The organism is Bradyrhizobium sp. USDA 4503, from assembly GCF_054055815.1.
This window is the reverse complement of the sequence record NZ_JBSRXS010000001.1, coordinates 7,693,753-7,715,529: the sequence shown is the minus strand read 5'-3', so window position 1 is coordinate 7,715,529 and position 21,777 is coordinate 7,693,753. Positions and strand designations below refer to the sequence as shown.

The window sequence follows — 21,777 nt, the reverse complement described above, 5'->3', positions numbered from 1 at the left end:
AGAGGCAGGCATTTTTGTTGCACTCATCGTCGTGAGCTTCGCCCGGCATGCGTCAGGCAGATGTAGAGCATCGGGACGTAAGCCCGGCCACCTCAAGCTAGCTCGGCGATGTTTACAGATTGAGGAAGTATAGCCTGCTGCATCGCAGCTACCTATTCAACGCTTACGCCGTTTGCTCTCAGCCGGTTCGCGGCCTTAAGCTGGTCTGCGATGCGATCGGAGATGTCGCCGATTTCAGCTTGCAAGTCGGCCTGGATGTTCGGAAACCGAGCCCGTAATAGCGAGACTCAGCCCGTTCGTTGAATATCTCAAGTGCGGCCCGAATCGAGCTCCTCTCGAGCAATCGGGCCATCATAGCGGGAACACCCTGGAGGGCGCGGGGCTGGCGTTGCTGGTGACCATGATCATCATCGGCGCGCCGATCATCGCGTTCCGGCAATTCTGGCGCCGGCGCCGCCGACGGCGATCATGGCGCGATGATCGCGCTGTCGACATTGATACCGACGCCGACGATCCTCATCCTGCTGGTGCCGGTGTTGGTGCCGCCAGCGTTGGCCCGCTCGCACGCAGCCCCTTAGGCTGAAAGTGTCAACGGTCGTTTATAAGACCGATGCGGCGAATAGCGGCGACTCTTATCGAGTCTGCCAATTCTTTGGGAAAGCCCTTGGGGAGGTCCTTTATCACTTTCGCAAAGGCTGCCTCGAAGTTTTCGACGAGATCCTCAAAGATTGCGTGGACTACGGCCGGCCCAACGCCGGAGATTTCGGCGGTCTGTAGGAAATGACGCGGCAAAATATCAGTCATTCCATAGTGGCGATTTTTGCCGACCGACATTGCAAGTTTAAAAGCTTTGCGCTGAATTTGTCCGGCGTCGAGGCTTGGTTGCGCGCTCAAGACATCATAAAGCGGCGTGAGCCGGAAGCGCCCGCCGGGGCTCAGGAATAGGCTAAAATTCTTGGCGTGTCCGTCGGTTGCGCCGATGAGCCAGAACACGATGCTGGCCCGCAAAAATGTCGCGATGTCTTCGGTCGGTTCATCGCTACCCTTGAGCAGTTGCAGGATGTCTTTCATGCCGGGGCCGCCATCCGATTGATATTTCCGGGTGGTGGGTACGGATAGAGCCTGGCAGCAATCTTCTTGAGGAAGGCGCAGCAACCTTTTATCATTGGTCCAGCGCCTATCGAAGCGCTCGACAATCAACGTGCGGCGACCACCAAAATCGGCGATCTCGACGTTCGCCGTTGGTACGCCAAGCGCGGCCAGCAGCTTAAGGCAGAAATATTCGTTCTCGACGCTGTTCGAGAGATCGATCCCGTTCGGCAAACGACCGATTTGCGGTTTGAGAATGTGCGTCGTCGCCGTGGTACCAGTCGGCTTGTACCATTTGCCATCTCGCCGCAGCAGGGCGGTCTTCTCCTGGGCACCAGCGATGGAAATCCGGAAATCGTCGTCTTCCCCCATCCCAAGTGGAGCGCTCGCAAGGTTCTTGATGATGGCGGCGACATCGCGGTCGGTGACAGCCTTCCCTTCGATCGTACCGGCAGGTCCAGGATCGACACGCTGTGGAAGAAACTGGAGTGCACCAACGCAATCATGCCCGAGTGCAGAGAGCATGCTGTAGGCGTCAGTACCTTTTGCCCCCACCCGCTCCGCGACTCGTTTGCGTATCTGTTCGCTATCGGGCAACAGGTTGTCAAACACGGCGATTACAGGTGCGCCGATATAGCGGTCTTCGCGCAAGGGCAGCGATAGCGAGATTGGGAAGGTCGATTCCCAGGAGAGCCATTGCGGAGTGTAACGAAAGTCGATCGCACCGCTGGACTCGCGCCGGAGCATGCCTGCCAGGCGTGCGTTGACGAACACATTCAGGGGCGCGTTTGCTGGAGGCCGGCCCATCAGAAAATGTCCTCGATGTCAGTCGAGGTGGCCTTGCTGCGGGTACGGACCACCAGTTCAAGATTGAGCGCGGCCAGCGCCTCCATGAGGGTGTGGAGCTGAATGGCAGGCTCGCCCGCTTCCAGTCGGGATACGGTGCCCTGACGCAGATGGATCTGCTTTCCTAAGCCTGACTGGGTAAGTCCGGCCTGTCGGCGGACCCGCCGTAGAATGGCGCCGAGTTGCTTTTCCGTACGAGCAATATGCTGCGTCATGTGAATCTCCGAGTTCAATATACGCGAATCCGTATAGATCGTCAATATACGCAAATCCGTATATTGTAGTAATATACGCGTATGCGTATATAAAGCAGATATACGCGATCGCGTATCGGCTATTCTCGATTGCGGGCCGTGCGGGTGGTGCTTGGCAAGTCAGTGTTCGGCAACATTCCAAAATGTCATCGATCGCCGCCATCAATGCTGCCGTACTCGAGAGGCGTGCTTATCCGTCGTGCCAGATGGTCGCAAAGACGCATCCGCTGTTGGGATCGAAAAATGCGGCTTGCTCGTCCTTCTTGATCTCCTTGCGCTTGGCCCGAAGCAACTGAGCGAGACAGCATCCCTCACCCGCATTGACCAGAAAGTGGCCGGTCGGTTTGTCCTTGGGGCCGCGTTCGGGTTCGACGACAGGAAATTGCAGCATGCCGAGGATGCGATACTGGCGGCGAGAGCTTCGACTTCAGCCTTTCGAATTTGGCATCTTACGAGCATTCTTGGGCGACTTCTTCAGTTTGCCGCGCGGCACCATCACGACGGGCTGCGGCGGAGGTCTTGGTTCTGTTGTGCTCCTTAAGGCTGAGGTTGTGCGCGGCAAAAAGCCGCCATAACCCCTGCCTCGCAGCGCGTAGCGAGGTGTGCAAGGCGCAAGGGCTGAAGGAAGTTGGAACAACTTTTTTGGGGCACCGCGGACCGTGGGGGGAGCCAAAACCGAAGGCCTGTCCTTGCGCCGCGCTGAGGGGCGACGCCCCTAAGCTGCTGCCGCGGCAGCGGCGATACAATGCTTTATAGAACTAAAGGCGCGCAGGGCTTGGGAATAGAAGTATTTCCAAAGCCTCGGGGAGAGTGGTGCTCCGGCGGCACCGGCCTTTGACCGGCACCCGTCTGACGCGGCAGCGATAGCGACGGTGGCTGACCGCCGGACCGCTTCAGCGAGTGCCCCCGGCGAGGAGAACCTTATGTCTTGCGCGAGAGTCGTGACCCGAGGCCGAGACAGCATGCTCGGTGAGCTGGCGCATAGACGAGGTCGTCACCGCATGTATGGCGGTCTGCGCACCTCAAGGTCCTCTTGCTCGTCAATGAGCAGTTTGAGCACATTCTAAACTGTTTGAACGCCAAATTGAACGAGCATATGCGGCGGCATCATCGACAGCAGGCGTTGCATTAGCCGGCAAAGTTCTAGTTTGGACCCCCGATCCCCCTAAGCTTTTCGGCGGCAAACGATCTTACTTCGCGCCACCTCAGGCGGGCGCGGCGCCGCGACGTCGTGGCATGTCTTCGGCTGATGGCGGCGGCAAGACCGCTGTGAGGCGCCGGCGGCGGCATTCAGGTGAGCTCGATGGCCGGCCAAGTTTTTGCCGACGGGATGTGGACGGAAATCAACATGGTTCCCTGCACAGCGGCGCCGGAGCCACGCATCCCTATTCATCAGAACTTCACGTTGAAGGTGGCATTCAGTCCGTTCTGGGTGATGCCTGAACCGAACTGACCCTGGTAGGCGACGCCAAGGGTGCTGTTGCTCGAAAGCTGGAAATCCAGACCGGATTCGACGAGTGCCACGTCCTTGCCAATGGATAGGCCTGAAGCTGCAAAAGGGCTGGACCCAGCAGCAAAGCTGGCGGTCGACAGCGGAATGAGGTCACCTACGGCATGACGCCAGCCAATATCGGCTCGCGCAGTCGTGGCGATCTGGCCAAGTTGAAGACGGGTGGTCGCGTAGACGCCGAGAGTGGAGAGCGTCGTATCCATCGTGCCAGCGCGCACATTAAGCGCCGCTCCGTTCAATCCCCTTTCGAAAATCCCATCGGTCGCGACTCGAAGATGGGCGAGATTGGCATAGGGCTCGATCACCGACCCGTCACCGAGATGGACTTTATAGCCGAGTTCTCCAAAAATCTGGAACGTGCCTGCATCGTAATCCGAGATCAAGTTGTCGTTGAACCCTGGGAACTTCACGTTGCGGCTCATCTCGAGATCGTGCCATGTATAGGCAAGGCCTGAACGGAAGGCGATGGCCCCTTCTGGCACGGTCCACTCGGTGCCGGCATAGGTCCCGAACGTGTAATTGTCGCTGCGGCCTGACGACGAGGCCGCGCCGACCTTGAAAATGGAACGGCTATAGCCTGCAACAACACCGACCCGCCAGTCGTCAAATGCCGACGTGTCTATCCCGGTCATAAAGCCGCTGATGGTGGATCTAGTGCTCGCACCATTGCTATCGCCCGATTGGGTCGTCCATCCGCCAAAAGCAGAAGCCCACGCTGCATACCCCTGCAGATCAGAAGAAGCCGGGCCGACCAGGCCTGTGGCAGAGGCAGAATTGCCGCGCGACCTCTTCTGCTCAGGACCATAACCCATCACCGCCATCGCTGAGGTTGGCGCGCCGCCAAACGCCTGTTCGAGACGGTTGTAGACTGCCGAACGCGCGTAGAAACTATCATTGACACGTCTGCCCTGCTCTGACGCATAGATGGACGGAGAAAGTTGACGCAGCCCAGATGTCACCGCCGTTCCGTCCGGCGCGGAAAAGTCGAGCGCCGCGAGAAGCGGGTGCAGCCCTATAGCCGCGTTGCCAGCTACTCGATCGAGCGCCGTGCCCACCTGGCGGCTGCTGGCATCGGCTCCATAACGCGAATAGGCATCGGATGGGCGGGAGAGTGTCAAGGCGTAGGTGTTGTCGCCTTGAGCCGTGGCACTCGCCAGCAAGGTTGGCGATTGCAGGGCTGTCGTCACGTTCGCGAACGAGCCTGTGAGATTTGTTGCATTCAGCCACTGATCGGAGGAGACGTTAAAGCCGCTGCCATACCAGCCGCGCTGCGGGGTGATCGTGAGCGTACCGTCGAGCGTTGCATTGCCATTGACCACGAGATGGCTGAACGCGCCAGCATCGTTTACGGCGACCTGCAAGCGACCGGTCGAGGTTTGCAGATAGTCGCCATTCACCTTGATGCTGTTGTCAAGGCCGCCGATGAGGGGCGCGACAGCACCGCTGTTGGTGAAGCGACCATTTTCATTGAGCAGATAACTGCCGTTACCTGATAGCGTTGCGCCTTGCGCAACCGTTGCGTCGTACACCTCGTGATTGCCAGTCAATGTCGTGGCGCCACCGGCGAACTGCAGCGAAAGATTGTTGCGTCCAACGATATTACCGTCGTAGCGGGTTGCAAAGCTTGCGTCAGGCTGTTGCGTTGAGTGACCGCTCGCGTCAGGCGTCAAACCGAACGTTAATCTGGTCAGACGTGGAGAACCGTTCTCGTCGACCTGGTTGTAGTCAGACAGGATGTCCCCTGACAGCATTGCGCCACGCATCACATTGATCTCGCCGACGTAACCATTGTTCGACATGTACATCGCCGCATGATTGCCAGCCAGGCGACCGGTCAGATCGAACTTGCTGACGAGCGGACCTGCGATTTCGCTCAGCATCGGGGCCGGTTTGGTGCCAATCGTGCGAATATACGAACCACGATATTCATAGTCATTGCCAACCACATTGTTGCCAAAGTCGAAACTTGCCGCGATGTGCTGATTCCGATGATCTCGCCCGGGTGTACCGATTTGATCTCGCCCAGGATTCCGAGATGATCTCGCCCACCATTCCGATTTGATGTCGCCCGGGGCGCGAGGCGTTCTGGCTGTCTGGTTTCTGGCATCGGTGAAGCCGCGGGGTCAACCTTGAATCGCGGCTTGAAGCCTTTCTTCGTCTGCTGTTGGTCTGCTGTGGGGCATGTGGGCAACGCTCTTTGCGTTGTCCAAGCGCAGCGGCATGTCCACAGCGCCACTGGCTCAGGTCTTTCGGTCGGGTTTGCGGGTTCGCCGCAGGCTCTCGCCGTTGAGATCGATCCGGTGGGCGTTGTGGACCAGGCGGTCGAGGACGGCATCGGCGTAGGTGGGATCGCCGATCAGCGCGTGCCATTGATCGACGGGGAGCTGGCTGGTGACGATGGTGGAGCGGTGGCCGTAGCGGTCCTCGAGGATCTCCAGGAGGTCGTAGCGGGCTGCGGCGTCGAGCGGCTCGAGGCCCCAGTCGTCGAGGATGAGGAGATCGACGCGGCCGAGCGCACGCAGGATGCGGGGATGGCGGCCGTCGCCGCGCGCCAAAGCGAGATCGCTGAACAGCCGCGGGACACGCTGATAGAGCACCGAGCGATTATCGCGGCAGGCCTTGTTGCCGAGCGCCGAGGCGAGCCAGCTCTTGCCAACGCCGGAGGGCCCGCAGATCAGCAGGTTGGCGTGGTCGTCGATCCATTGGCCTTCGACCAGCATCGTCAGCAGGCTGCGGTCGAGGCCGCGCGGGGTGCGATAGTCGATGTCCTCGACGCAGGCCTGCTGGCGCAGCTTGGCGTATTGCAGCCGCTTCGAGAGCCGCTTGTCGCGTCGCAGCGAGGCTTCGCGTTCGAGCAGCAGCGCGAGCCATTCGGCATGGCCGAGGCTGGCGGCCTCGCCGCCGGCTTCGATGTCGGCAAAGGCCTTGGCCATGCCGTGAAGGCCGAGTGCGTGGAGTTGATCGAGGGTCGGATGCGTGAGCAAGGCGTGATCTCCTAGTTGTAGTAGCGCGGCCCGCGGATGTTGGGATGAAGGACCGGCGCGTCGTCCGCGGGGCGCTTGGGTGAAGGACGCCGATCGAGATTGTTGGCGAGGATCGATTTGACCGAGCCGTAGGTGCGCGCGCCGATGTCGATCGCCCGCATGGCGGCGGCATCGAGCCGCTGTTGCCCGTAGGATCGGGCGAGCCGGATGATGCCGAGGCAAGCGCGGAAGCCCTGCTCGGGGTGCGCCCGCTCATCGAGGATCAGGTCGCACAGCGCGGCGGTGGCCGGCCCGATCGTGGCGGCGTCCTTGCGGATGCGCTCGATGGTCCAGCCGGCGTAGCGCCGATGACTGGACGCCATGTGCTCCGGCACGGTGGTGTGCTTGTGGTTGCCGCTCATGCGCTGATGCGCGGCGATCCGATCACCCTTGTGGAAAATCTCGACGGTGCGGGCGGTGAAGCGCACCTCGACCTCGGCGCGGACGAAGCGATGCGGGACGCTGTAGTAATGCGCCTCGACCTCGACGTGATAGTCGATGCTGACCCGGCAGATCCGCCACTCGGCGAACACGTAAGGGCTCTCCGGCAAGGCCTTCAGCGCCGGCCGGTCGATCTCCTCCAGCAGCTTGCGGCGGGTGACGCCGAGCCGCCGGATCGGCCGCTCCTCGTTGAGCCGGGTCAGCAAATCGGCGATCGCCGCATTGACCTCGGCGAGGCTGTAGAAGATGCGGTGGCGCAGCCGCCCGAGCAGCCAGCGCTCGACCATGAGCACCGCCTGTTCGACCTTCGCCTTGTCCCGTGGCCGTCGCGGCCTCGCCGGCAGAATGGCGGTGCCGTAATGCGCCGCCATGTCGGCATAGCTGCGGTTGATCTGCGGGTCGTAGAGGCAAGCCTTGATCACCGCGACCTTGGTGTTGTCCGGCACCAGCAGCGCCGGCACGCCGCCGATCGCCTCGAAGGCGCCGACGTGGCCGTCGATCCAGTCGGCGAGCCCCTGGGTCCAGGTCGCCTGCGCGTAGGTGAAGCTCGATGCGCCGAGCACCGCGACGAAGATCTGGGCGGCGCGCCGCTCGCCGGTCAGCCGGTCGATCACCACCGGCACGCCGTCGCCCGCATAGTCGACGAACAGCTTGTCGCCGGCCGCATGCGACTGGCGCATCGTCACCGACAGGCCGCCTTCCCAGGCCCGGTAGAGTTCGCAGAACCGCGAATAGCGATACCCGCCGGGTTCGCTTGCGATGTACTCCTCCCACAGGATCGACAGCGTCACGTGCTTGCGCTTGAGCTCGCGATGCACCGCCGCCCAGTCCGGCTCCGCCTGCCGGCGATGGCCCCGCCGGGTGCCGGGACCGGCACCGGCGCTGGCGAACAGCCAGGCTTCCAGCACCGCGTCGGTGACGTCATCGGGCAACGGCCAGCTCAGCCCCGTCGCCTCGAACCGGCGGATCGTCAACCGCACCGTCGAAGCGGCTGTCCCCACCCGCCGCGCGATCTCACGGGTCGCCATCCCGGCCGATCTCAATCTGATCACATCGCGCACATGGCGCATCGCAAACCTCTCCGTCGGCATCCAGGTCCCCCTTCGCAAAGCCGAAAGGCGGGACCGTAGCGGAGCCAGAAGAGGCCTCGTCACCCCGGGCGACATCATCCCGGAATGGTGGGCGAGATCATCTCGGAATGGCGGGCGAGATCAAATCGGAATGGTGGGCGAGATCATTCCGGAATGGTGGGCGACATCGAGCGGAATCAGCAGCGATGCCATGCTCGCCGAGAGCCTGCACGTCGCCACGCTGAGTCAGCGTGTGATCCTTACCATAGGCGAACATGACACCGCGCCCATAGGCGCCGTCGGCGTACACGCGGGTCCCGGGCGGGACCATGATGTGATTGTTTTCGCCGTCGACGCGGATGCCGGCGCCCCCTGCTCCTTTCGAAAGCAGGTCGGCGCGCTGGACCACAGTGTTGCCGCTGCCATAGACGTGCAGTCCCAGTCCGAGCGTAGCTGTATTGTATGTATTTGGCAGATAGGTGGTACCCTCAGCACTGCGAGCGAAGAAGGGATTGTCGTTGACCAGATTCTGGCCGTTTCCGTAGATGGAGTACCCGAACAAACTGCGCCGATCGATACTGTAACCTATATCTTGAAACGCGGCGATCTCCGCCTCCATCGGGGCGGTGTAGTTCCGGTATTGCTGGTGGCTCAACAGGCTATTCTTCAATTCGCTGTGCGCCATAAAGTCCTTCGATCGCAGCGGAATACCTGGCATGGCACCGGCCAGCACTTCGTTCACATGCTCCCCTCTGAAATAGCCTTGATCACGTCGCAGATCGAAAACGTCGGCAGCTGGCTGGTTCGGGCATTGGGAACAATAAATCGCCTGCCCCGGCTGAGCCTGTTTGCCATTGTCATCGTACAAATGACTCGCCCACCGATTTATCGTTTCGGAAATATACAGCCCGTCGGCACGACCAATGAAGGCAGCACCAGTCATACCGAGCAGATGCGCGTTCTCGTGCACGCTAACGGCTGAAAGGTTTGTGCTCGGTGTCATAGACACTTGGGACGGGACGTAGGTGTACGGTGAAAATCCCATCTGGCCGATGCCGATCGCGCCATGAGCACCAGATTCAAGTTCGCCCGGATCCTGACCGGTGAGCGCAGCCTGCACCTTCGTGCCGGCTCCATGAGAAGGGGACACGCCCCAGGCGTTGTTATCGTAGTCCGCGCTGATACTAATAATCGCTGGCGATTGACCAGGGATGACCTTGATGATTTCAGCCCAATACCGAATCCCGGTAAGCACCTGATCTATCTCCCAACGAGACAAATTGCGCGATGAAGATCCCGGATCGGCCTCGTCGGCGCTGAGTATGCGAACCCGCATGAACGGCACACCGTTCGAATCAGCGACATCGTAAATTTCGACGGCCCTACTGGGCGACCTCAGCACCGCTGTAACTGTAAGCACGACGGCCGCGATTGTCTTCGTATTCATACTACCCATTCTATTCGAGGCGTTGATTGCAGCTGGTTGCCATCACACGTTCGACCATGCGCACGCGTGATGCGCTTGAGCAAAGCGCGCCTGCCGTTGATCAAACACTGGCTGTGCGCATTCGCGGCGACAACCTGACGGCCGCACCGCAATATCAAAGGAAGGCTCCTCCCGTGGAGGTGACCTGATGAATCCGGGTCAACTCACAGAGGCGCACTCGCTGATGACGTTTACTTCCATTTCCTGGAGCTCAGTGCCCGGTGCATGAAGTTCGCCATGTGCGTCCGGCTGAACGCGGCCCACCATGAGCGGATATCCTCGACGTCTGCAGCGCAGGCTGCGATCCGTCCTTTAGATTGTGTCGTCAACAATGCGAGCTCGTGCTACCTCTGATCGTAGGAAGATCCCTGGGTTCTGCAGCGACATCCCGACAAAGTAGGTGGCTGCACACAATTGGTAAGCAGGGGAGCAAAAGCCGGGCCAATTGCCTGACGCTTTGCGCATACGCGCAGCCGGCTGAACCCTGCGTGCATGCGCGGTCATCTGTGTGAAAGCAGGCGGCTTCTGTTCGGCGCCCACCAATATTGTCGCAAACTCGCCATGCATAGAAGCACAACGAGCGCTGCGCCCGACAATTGCAACGCGCTTGCTCATCTTTGCCGGCGATTGCCGCGATCCGTTCAAGTTTTGAAACGGGCCGCAAGAGGCAGGCATTCTTATTGCATTCATCGTCGTGAGCTTCGTCCTGGCATGCGTCAGGAATGTAGGGCACCGGGACGCGGGCCCAGCCCACCTCAAGCTAGATGACGTGCAGAGCAAGTGAAGTGCAATGCGCCCGACCTCGCTGGTCGAAATGCTCAGGCCGGCGATCGTGCCTCAGACGGATCGAGGATGGGCAAGCAATCTACTCGGCAGAAACCGGAGCCGGTCCTCGTTCCGGCAGACGAACGCTTGACCGGCCGCGCCGTGTTAGGTGCAACGATCGGCAATATTCTCGAATTCTACGACTTTGGGACCTATAGCTTTTTCGCGATCCAGATCGGACAAGCGTTTTTCCCGGCAAGCGACCCGTTCGCCAGCCTCATGCTGTCGCTCGCAACCTTCGGCGCGGGTTTCGTGACCAGGCCGATCGGGGCCATCGTGCTCGGCTCGTATTCGGATCGGGCCGGGCGCCGGCCCGCGATGACCGCCAGCTTTGTCCTGATGAGCGCCGCGATCCTTGTGTTAGCGCTCACCCCCTCATACGGGACAATAGGAGCTGCTGCTCCGCTCCTGGTCATTGTCGCGCGTTTGGTGCAAGGCTTCGCGCTCGGCGGTGAGGTTGGTCCGACAACTGCCTATTTGCTGGAAGCGGCGCCGGCCGAGGGGCGCGGTCTTGCTGTCTCGTTTCAGCCTGCCAGCCAACAAATCGCTGCAACGGCCGGGGCGCTTGTTGGAGAAATACTCTCCCTGACCATGACAAGCGAGGCACTCAACGCGTACGGATGGCGGATCGCGCTCTTGCTCGGCGCCGCTACGCTGCCGTTCGGATTTTGGCTGCGGAGCGGCTTGCCCGAAACGTTGCACCGGCCCCAAGCGCCGACTCCGGGCGTTCACCCTGTAAGAAGATTGCCTGCCACTCGCCGTATCATGAGCTTGGGATTCGTCGTCCTGGCCAGTTGCACGATCATCACCTACGTCACGGGATATATGACCACCTATGCACTGAACACCCTACAAGTTTCCGCGCCTCTCGCCTTTGGCACCACGCTCGTTAGCAATACGGTAGGAATTGCTGCCGCGCTGCTGGGCGGCTGGCTCGCAGACCGCGCGGGCCGCCGGCACATCATGATATGGCCGCAGATCGCTGCGTTGTTGATGACCTATCCGGTGTTCTTCTGGATCTCAGAGAGCCGCAGTGCCCTCGCACTTCTCGGGGGTCTCGGCGCGCTCACACTTATCGGAACGATTCCGTATAGCGCCTTCTATGTGAGCATGGCCGAAGGTTTGCCCAAGAACATTCGTGGTGGCGCCTTCGCGATCATCTACGCTTTTGCGATAGCGATCTTCGGAGGCACAGCTCAACCAGTCGTCACCTGGCTGATCTATCTTACCGGGAGCGCGCTGGCGCCCGCCTGGTACATGCTTATCGCTAGCGCGGCTGGGCTCCTTGCCATGCTCATGATGCCGGAGACGGCACCGCTCAAAATTAACAGCGCTGTAAACAAGCAAAGCCCGCTATAGCGTGGCGAATGCGCTATTTTTCCAACGTGCAGCAGCGCGTGCTGGGGCTCATCTTCGGCAATCCTCAGCACAGCTTCTATACGTCGGAAATCTTTCGAAGCGTCCGTTCCAGCAACCGGCCTTACTTACTATTTGCGCGCCGCTGCAGAGCTTCACAGCGCTTCATGAGCTGCTCAAACGGCTCAGGTTCGCCGAGAAGTAATCCAGCGTCGATCGTCTTTTGATAATCGGCCTCAAGGTCCTTACGCATCTTTTCGTCAGGAACTAACTGAAGCTTGCCGGATACCGCGGCGTGATAGTCGATGACATTGCCGTCGCGATCTTTCTCCCGGAAGAACTTGCTCTTCCAATCGGCGACTTCCTGCGCCAGCACTTTGTCATCGAAGGCAGCTTGCGCAAATCCCTTATCATCGAGCTTCACGAGATCGTACCAATGGCGCGACACACGATCGCCCGCGATACCCTGAGCGCAAAGAACGTGGACGGCCGTTGCTTTCTCCCAAACGGTGCGCTTGGGAAGCATGATTTTTGGGGTCGCTACAGGAAACTCGAGCTCGGGCAGGGATTTCGCCGCATCGCAGGTGATCTCTCTCGTCTCGGACGGCTCACCGGTCGAGCGCGCACCGAATTCAAGCTTGATCCAGGGCGGAACATAGTCCGAGCCCTGGGTCAGCTTTTCATAGTCGACATAGATGACATCGTTCTCACCACGGAACGTGACGTCGACTCCTGTAGCTGCTGCGTGTTTCTGTAGGACAGGAAGGGTCTTGTCTTTGACCCAGGCGGTGAGCCGCTCGCGCGCAAGCTTTGTCCACTTGTCGGCCTGGCTTCGCGAAGCGGGTATGGGTGGGTCGCCCGTGGCAAGCTCAGGAATGATCCGGCGGATATCGTAAGTGAGATCGATATCCTCCGAGAACCGTTCGATGACGTCGTAACCTTTGGAGAGGGACGTACCTCCCTTAAAGACAAGATGCTCACCCAATTCAGAGTCAAAGAGTCCTTGCAGGGCCCAAACGGCCCAGATGTCCTTCTCCAAAAGATGGACCGGGCGGCCTGAGGCGGTGGCGGCGACGCCAAGTGCCTCAGGCCTCTCGTCACGAGAGAGCGTCAGGTAAAGTTCAGCCATGATTTAGAAGGGATTGGCTGACGGATTTCGACATCCACGGAGGCATCGCGCGACGCAGCGCGACGAGATCCTGCAAAGTGTCGTCGGGCAGCTTGCGCTTCAATACCTTAAGAGCCTCGCCCGCCTCTCGCTCGCCGAGCCAGGCAAGAGCCCGGATTGCCTGTCCAGCAATCGAGTCTGTCGGCAGAAGCATCCAGTGCGGTGCATGCCGCATCTCAACCGTCTGTGCTCCGAGACGAAACTGACGATCAGGACCGGAGGTCAAATAGACGAGCTTCGTCGGCACTTGCGTAGTGAGACCAAGTTTATTCGCGGCCGCGGCTCCGTGTGGAACGATCGTTTCCGCGTGCGTGGAAGCCAGCGCTTCGATGACCTTTTCGGCAGCCGGCGCGCGTATGCCAAAACGTGTTTTCACTGGCAGAGCGTAGAGCCCATGGGCAAGACGCATCAACTCGTTGCGTTTGGCGAGACGCTTCAAAGCTTGATCGACCGCAGCACGGCTTCCCAAATGCAAAACTTCCTTAGCACCGATCAAAGTGCCTTCTGGAAGCGCTTGGGCATAACTCAAAATACGCTCGGCGACGGTTTGCATGGCTTCCCTCCGTTGTCAGAAACATATGCCAATTTCTGACAAAACGCAAGGTTTATCGAAATAAACAATAAAAATCAATAGCTTATCCACTGCTTGATATTACTTGGCAGGGGCCAAAATCAGAACGGCAAGGGCATGAAAGGCCATGAGCGTGTGGGGTCTCATTGCTCGGGGCATCGAACGGTGGGCTCAATCCTCAAGCCCTCCGTCGGCAAACGAGATAGAGGCGGCAGAAGCGCGGCGTGGAGGGCCAGGAAAAAACGTGGGATCGGACATCGCGAGCGCGATTCCGGCTCTCCCTTGAACACTCTATTATGGGTGCTGGGTATCGAAGAACACGCACACTGAAAGATTGGCCGTTACACACTTCAGCGGTTAGCAGGGCACAAACTACAGATCACGACTACCTTAGCACCACGCCCGGCTTGGATACTCAACGGAGCCCTGCTCGTCCGGAGGCTTCCGTCCTCAATAGTTCTTCCCTAAGATCTCCGCGCCTGCTTCGGCCGAATAGCGGGGCTTTTTTGTCTCATTGGACAACATAGCTTGCCGAAGTTCTTAGAACGGCCCTTCTCCGAAGACCCATCCCTCCCTGAAACCGCCGGCACGGAGCCCTGAGGCTCGACAGCTTCCCTTCGGCAAGCTATATACGAACATACAGCGAACAAAACCCTTCTAGTTGCGAGTGCCTCGCGATACATCTCGACTGAAGTATTTCCCCAGTAGATCATGAAGTTAGGGGCAGGCAGCTCGCCCCTTTTCTGGATGACGCCGACTCTGGAGTGGTAGCGATTGTCCTTGTTCCGTCATTTGCATGACGAGGCTTTTTTGGCCTTCTCGCGCGATCACAAGCACCTGTACGCGGCTTGTCTGCTCGACCTCCTTGAACGCTTCTTTTCAGGCGCGCCGTCGTTCCCGACTCCGCAGCAGGTCGTCCACGCGATCTACGACGTCATGCGCGCCAACCCGACCCTCTGGAGCGAAGGCGATGACTTCGGCACCCTGCCTGAAATGATCTCGGCAGGTCGCCGCCGTATCCGGAAGGCCGACGTCGCGCTCGCGTCCGAGAAGGGCGACAAGGCGCTCGGTCTGGCGCGGCAACTCTACGCGCGGCTGCTCGCCTGGGGTTGGCTTGAGGAGGAGGAATACGGGCTCCGTGTCACGGTCGACATGGCTATGGGACCGCTGCTCGTGATCCAGCGGCTCGCGAGCCTCAATAAGGATCTCTCGCAGCGGTTCGGCGGCTTGATTGTGCAGATACGCCTCAATCTCGAGGCTGTCGAAAAGCTGAAGCCCGAGATCACCGACCGCAAGCAGCGCGAAGCCGCGCTCGCCGTCCGCGAGGCACGCAACCAAGCCGACCAGTTTACCAAGAGCCTGCGGGCCATTCTGGCCGACCTGAAGCGGATCCGACGGACCGTCATGGAATCGAAGACGGTGGCTACCCGGCTGGAAGCCTTCTTCGAGGAGTTCGTCGACCAGCTCCTGCTGAAGGATTTCGAGTCCATCCTCACCGTCAACCATCCGTATCGCTTCCGCGATGCCATCGTCGATCTCGCACGGCGGATCTCCTACACCCCGGACACCATGCAGGTCCTCGCCGAGGAGTACACCGCTTCCAGCATGGCCGCCGACGTCGAGGACGGTCGAATGGCGGCGGCCGACGATCTGCTCGCAATCGAAAACATCTTCGAACAGATCGGCGAGATGTTCGAACGGATCGAGGCCTTCCGCAGGCAGCTCGAAGCCCGGGTCCGCAACACCATCAAGTACGCCGAGCGCGGCGGGCAAGGACTCGTCGGCCGGGCCGGCGACCTGGTGCGGCGGCTGGACGCTCTGCTGCGAGACGGCAAGCACGACAAGTCGACCGTCGAGTGGAGCATCGAGCCGCTGCGGTCGCCCTGGTCGGAGCACCATCAGGCGCCGGCCAGGCAGCCGCGCCGCCCGGTCGAGGCGAGGGAGCTCGCCGGCCCGCCCTCGGACCCGTTGTACGAGCTGAGGAAGAAGCTCCGTCTCGAGTACATCGCTCGCATCGCGCCCCGGCCCGAGGATGTCCGACGATTCCTTGAGGGCCAGGTGCCGCCATTCGCGACCAAGGAAGCTCGCTTCATGGAAATCGACACCGTGGACGACTTCCTCGCCTTCGATTGCGCCCGCCGCTATGCGCTGACGGGCGAGGTTCCGCCGCAGGTCGCGGCCGGATTCGATCTGGAGCCGCGCCCAGACACGCCGCCACACGACAGCGAATGGCTTCGTTGCGCGAACTTCCTGGTCAGGCGATCCGGCAGGCTCCGGAAAGCGGAGGCGCCCCATGCTCAGTGAGTTCGAACACGTCGAGCGCTCCTTCGGTGCGGAAAAGGCGGCCGACCTCCGCAAAGCGCTGCACTTCCTGCTGCGGCGGCAGTTCGTGTTCGCGGGAGATCCCAGAACCGGAACCGTCTACAACATGATCATGGACGGCCGCTTCCGCAATGTGGTCGATGGCTTCTTCGATAGTTGCGGATACCGCCTCCATCGCGATCCGGAGGCGCAGTGGGCCGGCATCGTCGCCATGGACGAGGACGTGCCGCTGCCCCGGATGAAGCTCGACGAAACCATCGTCATTCTGGTGCTGGCAGCGTACTGGCAGCAAGAGGTGAACGTCGGAGCGGTCGAAGACCGGGCCGTCGTGGTCGCCACCTTGAACGACCTGTTCGACCGGTACCGCGAGATGGCGCAACACGGCGGCGGAGGCGCGATCTCGGCCGCCCGCTTCCGCGATATCCTGCGCGAGGCCGCCCAGCGCAGCCTTGTCGAGATCGGCGACTTCGACGACGAGCAGCAGGATTGCGAGGTCAGGATCCGCCCGATGATCAAGCTGATCAGCGGCGGCGACGCCCTGCAACGGCTCGAGCGCTACGTGCGCAGCGAGGAGGCCCGCTTTCCGCAGCCCCCGGGAGACGAGGCATGATGGAGCTACGCCACCTGACGATGGTGAACTGGCACCTGTTCGACGTCGCGGACATCGACGTGACGGGGCACGTCGGCGTCCTTGGCGAGAACCGTTCCGGCAAATCGACGATCCTCGACATGGCCCAAGTCGTGCTTACCGGCGGCAGCCGACGGTTCCTGCGCCTGAACGCAGTCGCCGGCGACAGCGGAAAGTCGCGTAGTGGCTCGAAGCGCAGCGTCGTCGACTACTGTCTCGGCACGCTCGGCGAGGACCAGCGCCGGCGCGACGAGGCGCGCACCTACGTCGCGCTCGGTTTTGAAGACACGGAAAGCGCGCGGCCGCCGGTCACAATCGGCATGGCGCTCGAGGCGCGGAAATCAGACAGCAGGGAAACCGTGCTGGCGCTGTTCGTCACCGTCGGCGCCGTTCTAAGCTCCAAGGACTTCATCGAACAGCGAGGGAAGTTGCAGTTCCCGGCGCAGTGGGAAGACGTGCGCGCCCGGATCGTCGCGGCGGTTGGCGAAGGCAACTTCGTCAACCACCGCGATCGGGCCGGCGACTACGTCCGCGAGTACATGCGCCATCTCCTGCCGCATTCGCCCTACGGCGAGCAGAACGCAAGCGCCCTGCAAAAGTCGATCGTCAATGCGATGACGCTCGATCACAACCAGACGGCCACGCAGTTCGTGCGGAACTATATCCTCGAGGACAGTCCGATCGGGATCAAGGAGCTGCGCGAGTCGATCCAGACCTACCGCAATATCAGCGAAACGATCCGGAAAATGCGCCTCAGACTCGAAGCCCTGAGGGCACTTCGGGGGGTTCTCGCCGCACTCGAAGAGGCGCTCGAGACCAAGTTCAGGGAGGAGTGGATCGCCAAACGCGCGGCCTGGCTCGCGGCGCGGGCGATCAACCTGGACTTTAAGACCAAACGGCGTACCGAGATGGCGCGCCGAGATGCCGCAGCAAAAGAGCTCGAATTCATCGAGGAGGACGTCAAGGCCATCGATCAGGAGATCGAACGCCTGACGGCGGCGATCGCCGAGCACGATGCCAAGACCGGAAGAAAGTCGCTGCAGCAGAGCGCCGATGTGGCCGCGCAGGCGGCGCACCGCGCCTCGGCCGAGTTCAAGGCACGCCTGGATAACATCCGCAGCCTATATCCGCTCCGGGCGATGTGCGCGGACTCTTTCGAAGACTTCGTCCCTGCGCTGGAGCGTCTTCTAACCGCCGCCGTCGGGGCCGACATAGCGGGCGTCTCAGACGAGCTCTCCGCGGCCGAGAAATCCTTCGCGACCAGCGGTGCGAAATGGCTGCCGAAGATCGACGAAGCGCGTCAGGCGATCATCGCGGAGCTTTCCGGGCTGCGAGGCCGGCGCGACGAGGTGCTCGAACGGGTCCGACAGCACGCCTCCGGAGGGGCGCGGGCCTATCTTGGCGACGACACTGAACTCCTCTGCCGAAGGCTCCGGCAGAAGGGAATGGCCCCGCGCGTGCTCTGTGACATCATCGAAGTCGCCGAACCCGAATGGGTGGGGGCCGCCGAGGCGCTCCTCGGCCGCGACCGGGAGGCGGTGTTCGTGGACAGAGCGGACATCAGCGCCGCCACGGCGATGTTCAAGGAAGGCCGCCGCGAGTTTCGCCACGCATCCCTCGTGAGCCTGAACAAGCTCGAGCAGTTCAGGGCCAAGCCGGAGCGCGGCAGTTTCCCCTCCATCTTCCGGAGCCAGGATCCGGACGCGATGGCGTTCATCATGCGCCGCTACGGCACGGTCCGTCTCGCCGATACGCTCGACCAGTTCAACAGGCCCGGCCGGGCCATCATGAAGGACGGCCTCTACGACGATGGACTCGTCAGGACCCATCGCTGGATCGAAGCCTCGCAGCACAAGATCGGAAAGGCGGCCCAGGCGAACGCCCTGCGCTCCCTGCAAGATCAGGCCGAGGAACTGGATCGGCTCCTGGCCGACAAGAGCAAGGAGGCCCAAGCCGCGGAGCAGGCCTTTGCCGCTCTGAAGAACATCTGTGAGGGGCATGACGACCTGAAGGCTTTCGCTGCGGCCTTCGCGGCCGCGCAGATCGAGATCGGCGAAGCCCATGCCAGACTCGATGCACTCGATGGCGCGGGCGACGGCGGCCTTCGCGACAAGAAGCGAGCGCAGCAGAAGCTGAAGGACAAGAGGCTCGACGAGAGAAGGACCCAGCAGAAGGCGTTTGGCGAGCATGACGGCGAACTCAGATCGGCCGAGAGGAGGCTCGGAGATGGGGAGAACGTGCCGGGCTCCGAGCTCAACCTGCGGGTCGCCCGATCGATCTACCGCAAGACCTTCCCGCTCTACTCCGCCGCGAAAGGCAGGCTCGTCTACCGCGAGCGCCTCGATGCCGCAGCAAAAGGCGGTTTTGCTGAGAAACACCGTGCCATCGCAGACAAGGCGGTTAAAGATGCCGACGCCTCGGACGTCGAGCGCGTCCGGATCGAGCGCCGGGTTCGCGAGTTCCTCTACGATTACTTCGACCAATTCGGGATGAGCTCGCAAGTTGGCGCCGAAAGCGAGCCGCTACGCGAGGTGAAGCCCTGGATGGAGCAGCTCATCTCGGATATCGAATCCAACGAGCTGCGCCAGTACGAACGGCAGGCCCGAGAAGCGGCAGAAAAGGCCTCGACGCTACTTCGCGGCGAGTTCATCAACGCGCTCACGGCCCGGATCGGCAAGATGGAGCGGGAACTGCAGTCGTTGAACCGTAGCCTCTACGCACATCCCTTCCACAACGAGAGATATTCGTTCCATCGCACCCAAGTCGTGGAATTCCAGCCCATCCTGAAGATCATCGAGATCGCCAAGACCTCTCCGGAGGCGCTCGACATGCTGTTCCGGGGCGATGTGCCCGATGACTTCCCGCACAAGGATACGATCCTTGCACTCGAGGCGCTGCTAGAGGATCCCGACAAGGACTTCACCCAGTTTGAGGACTACCGCAACTTCTACACCTTCGAGATCCACATGGAGGATGTCGCTACCGGCCGCTCGACCCGCTGGGAGCAGCGGCGCGGCACCGGATCGGGCGCCGAACAGCAGGTCCCCATCTATGTCGCCATCGGCGCTTCGCTCGCCGCCGTCTACGGCAGCGCCGAGCGTCGTACGGGCAAGCCCGCCGGCTTCGCTCTCGCCATGTTCGACGAGGCGTTCTCGAAAATGGACGGCAAGAACCAGCGGCAGATGATGAGCTTCTATAAGGATCTCGGGCTCCAATTCGTGATCGCGGCGCCGTTCGAGAAGCGGGTCGCCGTGCTCGAGCACATGGATACGATCGTGGAAGTGGACCGCATTGGCGAGCAGTCCAGAGCCACCGTGGTGCAACTGAAAGAGAAGGCCAAGCGCGAGCTGATGGCCATCGATCCGGACCTGATGTCCGAAGATGAGCTCGCCAGCCGTTTGGCCGCCGAATAGCCATGGCGCGGCGTTTCACGGACGCGAACGGTCTCTTGAATGACCTGCTCGATCGCTTCGAGGGCGGTGCCGCAAGCCCGATCGCGCACCCGGATTATGCCGCCTTCGCCTCGGTCGTCGCGGCGGACGCCTTCCTCAAGCAGATCAGGGAAGCCGAAGGTACCGGCGCGGTGTCCGTCGGCTGGGGCCGAGGCGTCAAGCGGGATCAGGTCGCACACGTGCGGCTGGCCTCGGCGGAGATCCTATACCGATATCTCGACCGCACCCCCGCGTCACGGATTGCGCAGGACGCTGCGGCAAGGCTTGCCGCCGGATCGGCGCTGCGCGACTCTCTGAAGAACAGCGCTTCCCAAATCGCCGAGGTCTGGGGACGGGGGAAGACGTGGCACGGATTCGCTTCGTCCGACGTCGAGATGCTGCGCGACGCCTTCGTTCTCGCCCAGGCCATCCTGGACGACAAGCATCTGGACGTCGACTACAAGACCTTCTCGCGACGGACGGTGGGTCACAGCAAGACGCTCGAACGCATCGAGGGGGCGGTCGTGCGGCTCCTGAGCGGCATCCTGGAGTTTCCGCCCGGCGCCCGGCCCCGCGAGGCACTGCGGGCAATCGGACTGGAACGCTTCGCGCCACCGCTGCTGGTCGCAGGAAAAATCGACCTCGAGGGAGCCGACCTCTCCAGGATTTCTCCACATTATCTCGGAATCACTCCCAACGAAGCAGATCGCGTCCGTTTTCGGGAGCCGCCGGCGTACATTCTGACGATCGAAAACTTCGCAAGCTTCAACCGGCACATTGCCGAGGCGGACCCCGGTCGACTGGGAACGACGATGTACGTCGGCGGTTACCCCTCGCTCGCCACCCAGCAGGCACTGCGGATGATCGCAGGGTCGGTATCCGAACAGACGCCAATCTTTCATTGGTCGGACATCGATCCCGACGGGACCTGGATCTTCCACACCATCGAGCGCGCCATCGGCCGACCGATCCGCCCCCACCTGATGAGCGCCGAAATTGCCGAGCGCTCGGGACAAGTGCCGTCCAAAAAATCCGCACCCGCCAGATGCTCACCAGAGTCCGGTATCGCGCGGCTGGCAGCGTACCTGGCAGAAGACGGAGCCAAGACGCTTGAGCAGGAAGAACTCGATCCCGTTTTGCCAGAGCTTCGTTAGAAAATCCGTGTCGGTGTGAGGCCGACATCGCGCCGTCCGCAGTTCAAGGATCTCGGCCGGCGATGGTTGAACAACACCTGCGATCGGCGAAGCGGACGCCATGAGTAAGGCGGCTGCTTGCCGGGATCGAAAAACGCCGTCGGCACGCGCTCGACACGCCCCCAAGTACCGCCTGCTCTCCAGAAAAGATCGCGTCCCCCGTTTTCCTGAGTTGCATACCCACCCTCGTGGTCAAGCGCATGCGCGCAAGGGCGACGCCTGCGATCCAGGTGACGGCGCAGGACCATTTCCATCTCGCCAATGCCCGCGAAGGCATCGTGGCCGATGTTGTCGTCCGGACGCAAGTAATGGGTAGTGGGGCGATGTCTACCTTGTCGACGAGCTCATCAATCGCGGCACATATGCGCAGAATTCCGTCTGGTGCAGCCTGAATTCAGGACGAAGGAGCCTGTTCCGACCGCAAGCCGGCCGATCGCCAATCTTACACCCGCCCCTGCCGACTGGCGTCGCAGATTGGCAATCGGCACCCTGGAATACTTCACGTCTACCGGAGCACAGGGCCCCGATTCCATCATAGATACCGAGGATGGTCTCTATGACGTG

At 61.3% G+C, this 21,777-nt stretch carries 16 protein-coding genes; 7 read left to right on the top strand and 9 right to left on the bottom strand.

Annotated elements, in window-relative coordinates:
• Nucleotides 1-394: 394 nt before the first annotated feature.
• Entirely contained in the window at nt 395-583 is a 189-nt protein-coding gene (locus ACVMIH_RS36560) for a hypothetical protein (protein WP_456865099.1), read from the top strand.
• A gap of 5 nt (nt 584-588) precedes the next feature.
• Here ACVMIH_RS36560 and ACVMIH_RS36555 read toward each other — a convergent pair whose 3' ends face one another.
• From ACVMIH_RS36555 to ACVMIH_RS36525, 7 genes are all read right to left on the bottom strand, one after another.
• Entirely contained in the window at nt 589-1,896 is a 1,308-nt protein-coding gene (locus ACVMIH_RS36555; RefSeq protein WP_076828353.1) for a type II toxin-antitoxin system HipA family toxin, read from the bottom strand.
• The gene (locus ACVMIH_RS36550; RefSeq protein WP_456865097.1) at nt 1,896-2,150 is read right to left on the bottom strand and encodes a helix-turn-helix domain-containing protein; all 255 of its coding nucleotides are present in this window, start codon (nt 2,148-2,150) and stop codon (nt 1,896-1,898) included. The genes ACVMIH_RS36555 and ACVMIH_RS36550 overlap by 1 nt, the downstream gene beginning before the upstream one ends.
• 229 nt (nt 2,151-2,379) lie before the next feature.
• The gene (locus ACVMIH_RS36545; RefSeq protein WP_456865095.1) at nt 2,380-2,580 is read right to left on the bottom strand and encodes a hypothetical protein; all 201 of its coding nucleotides are present in this window, start codon (nt 2,578-2,580) and stop codon (nt 2,380-2,382) included.
• Between the two features lie 1,001 nt (nt 2,581-3,581).
• Nucleotides 3,582-5,645: an autotransporter outer membrane beta-barrel domain-containing protein gene (locus ACVMIH_RS36540; protein WP_456865093.1), complete on the bottom strand. Its 2,064-nt coding sequence runs from the start codon at nt 5,643-5,645 to the stop codon at nt 3,582-3,584.
• Nucleotides 5,646-5,939: 294 nt separating this feature from the next.
• Nucleotides 5,940-6,683: an IS21-like element helper ATPase IstB gene (istB, locus tag ACVMIH_RS36535; protein WP_456864986.1), complete on the bottom strand. Its 744-nt coding sequence runs from the start codon at nt 6,681-6,683 to the stop codon at nt 5,940-5,942.
• Nucleotides 6,684-6,694: 11 nt separating this feature from the next.
• Nucleotides 6,695-8,233, bottom strand: coding sequence for an IS21 family transposase (gene istA, locus ACVMIH_RS36530; protein ID WP_456866612.1), 1,539 nt, complete (start codon nt 8,231-8,233; stop codon nt 6,695-6,697).
• A 118-nt stretch (nt 8,234-8,351) separates the two neighbouring features.
• Nucleotides 8,352-9,680 carry a hypothetical protein gene (locus tag ACVMIH_RS36525; RefSeq protein WP_456865091.1) on the bottom strand — a complete coding sequence of 443 codons (1,329 nt, stop codon included), beginning with the start codon at nt 9,678-9,680 and terminating at the stop codon, nt 8,352-8,354.
• Between the two features lie 26 nt (nt 9,681-9,706).
• On the opposite strand from ACVMIH_RS36525, the gene ACVMIH_RS36520 reads away from it, so the two are divergent.
• Nucleotides 9,707-9,868 (top strand): hypothetical protein, encoded by a 162-nt coding sequence (locus ACVMIH_RS36520; protein ID WP_253624671.1) that lies wholly within the window; start codon nt 9,707-9,709, stop codon nt 9,866-9,868.
• A gap of 703 nt (nt 9,869-10,571) precedes the next feature.
• The gene (locus tag ACVMIH_RS36515) at nt 10,572-11,903 is read left to right on the top strand and encodes an MFS transporter (protein WP_456852861.1); all 1,332 of its coding nucleotides are present in this window, start codon (nt 10,572-10,574) and stop codon (nt 11,901-11,903) included.
• Nucleotides 11,904-12,024: 121 nt separating this feature from the next.
• Here ACVMIH_RS36515 and ACVMIH_RS36510 read toward each other — a convergent pair whose 3' ends face one another.
• The gene (locus tag ACVMIH_RS36510) at nt 12,025-13,029 is read right to left on the bottom strand and encodes a nucleotidyl transferase AbiEii/AbiGii toxin family protein (RefSeq protein ID WP_456865089.1); all 1,005 of its coding nucleotides are present in this window, start codon (nt 13,027-13,029) and stop codon (nt 12,025-12,027) included.
• Nucleotides 13,022-13,621, bottom strand: coding sequence for a DUF6088 family protein (locus ACVMIH_RS36505; protein ID WP_050420737.1), 600 nt, complete (start codon nt 13,619-13,621; stop codon nt 13,022-13,024). Before ACVMIH_RS36505 ends, ACVMIH_RS36510 begins: the two co-directional genes overlap by 8 nt.
• A gap of 828 nt (nt 13,622-14,449) precedes the next feature.
• Between ACVMIH_RS36505 and ACVMIH_RS36500 the strand changes: the two genes are divergently transcribed.
• From ACVMIH_RS36500 to ACVMIH_RS36485, 4 genes are read left to right on the top strand one after another with little or no spacing between them, the layout of a single operon-like run.
• Nucleotides 14,450-15,943 (top strand): Wadjet anti-phage system protein JetA family protein, encoded by a 1,494-nt coding sequence (locus ACVMIH_RS36500; RefSeq protein ID WP_456828213.1) that lies wholly within the window; start codon nt 14,450-14,452, stop codon nt 15,941-15,943.
• Nucleotides 15,933-16,571 (top strand): DUF4194 domain-containing protein, encoded by a 639-nt coding sequence (locus ACVMIH_RS36495; protein WP_456865087.1) that lies wholly within the window; start codon nt 15,933-15,935, stop codon nt 16,569-16,571. The genes ACVMIH_RS36500 and ACVMIH_RS36495 overlap by 11 nt, the downstream gene beginning before the upstream one ends.
• Nucleotides 16,568-20,002 carry an SbcC/MukB-like Walker B domain-containing protein gene (locus ACVMIH_RS36490; RefSeq protein ID WP_456865085.1) on the top strand — a complete coding sequence of 1,145 codons (3,435 nt, stop codon included), beginning with the start codon at nt 16,568-16,570 and terminating at the stop codon, nt 20,000-20,002. The genes ACVMIH_RS36495 and ACVMIH_RS36490 overlap by 4 nt, the downstream gene beginning before the upstream one ends.
• A gap of 2 nt (nt 20,003-20,004) precedes the next feature.
• Nucleotides 20,005-21,174, top strand: coding sequence for a Wadjet anti-phage system protein JetD domain-containing protein (locus tag ACVMIH_RS36485; protein ID WP_456865083.1), 1,170 nt, complete (start codon nt 20,005-20,007; stop codon nt 21,172-21,174).
• The last annotated feature ends 603 nt before the right edge of the window (nt 21,175-21,777 follow it).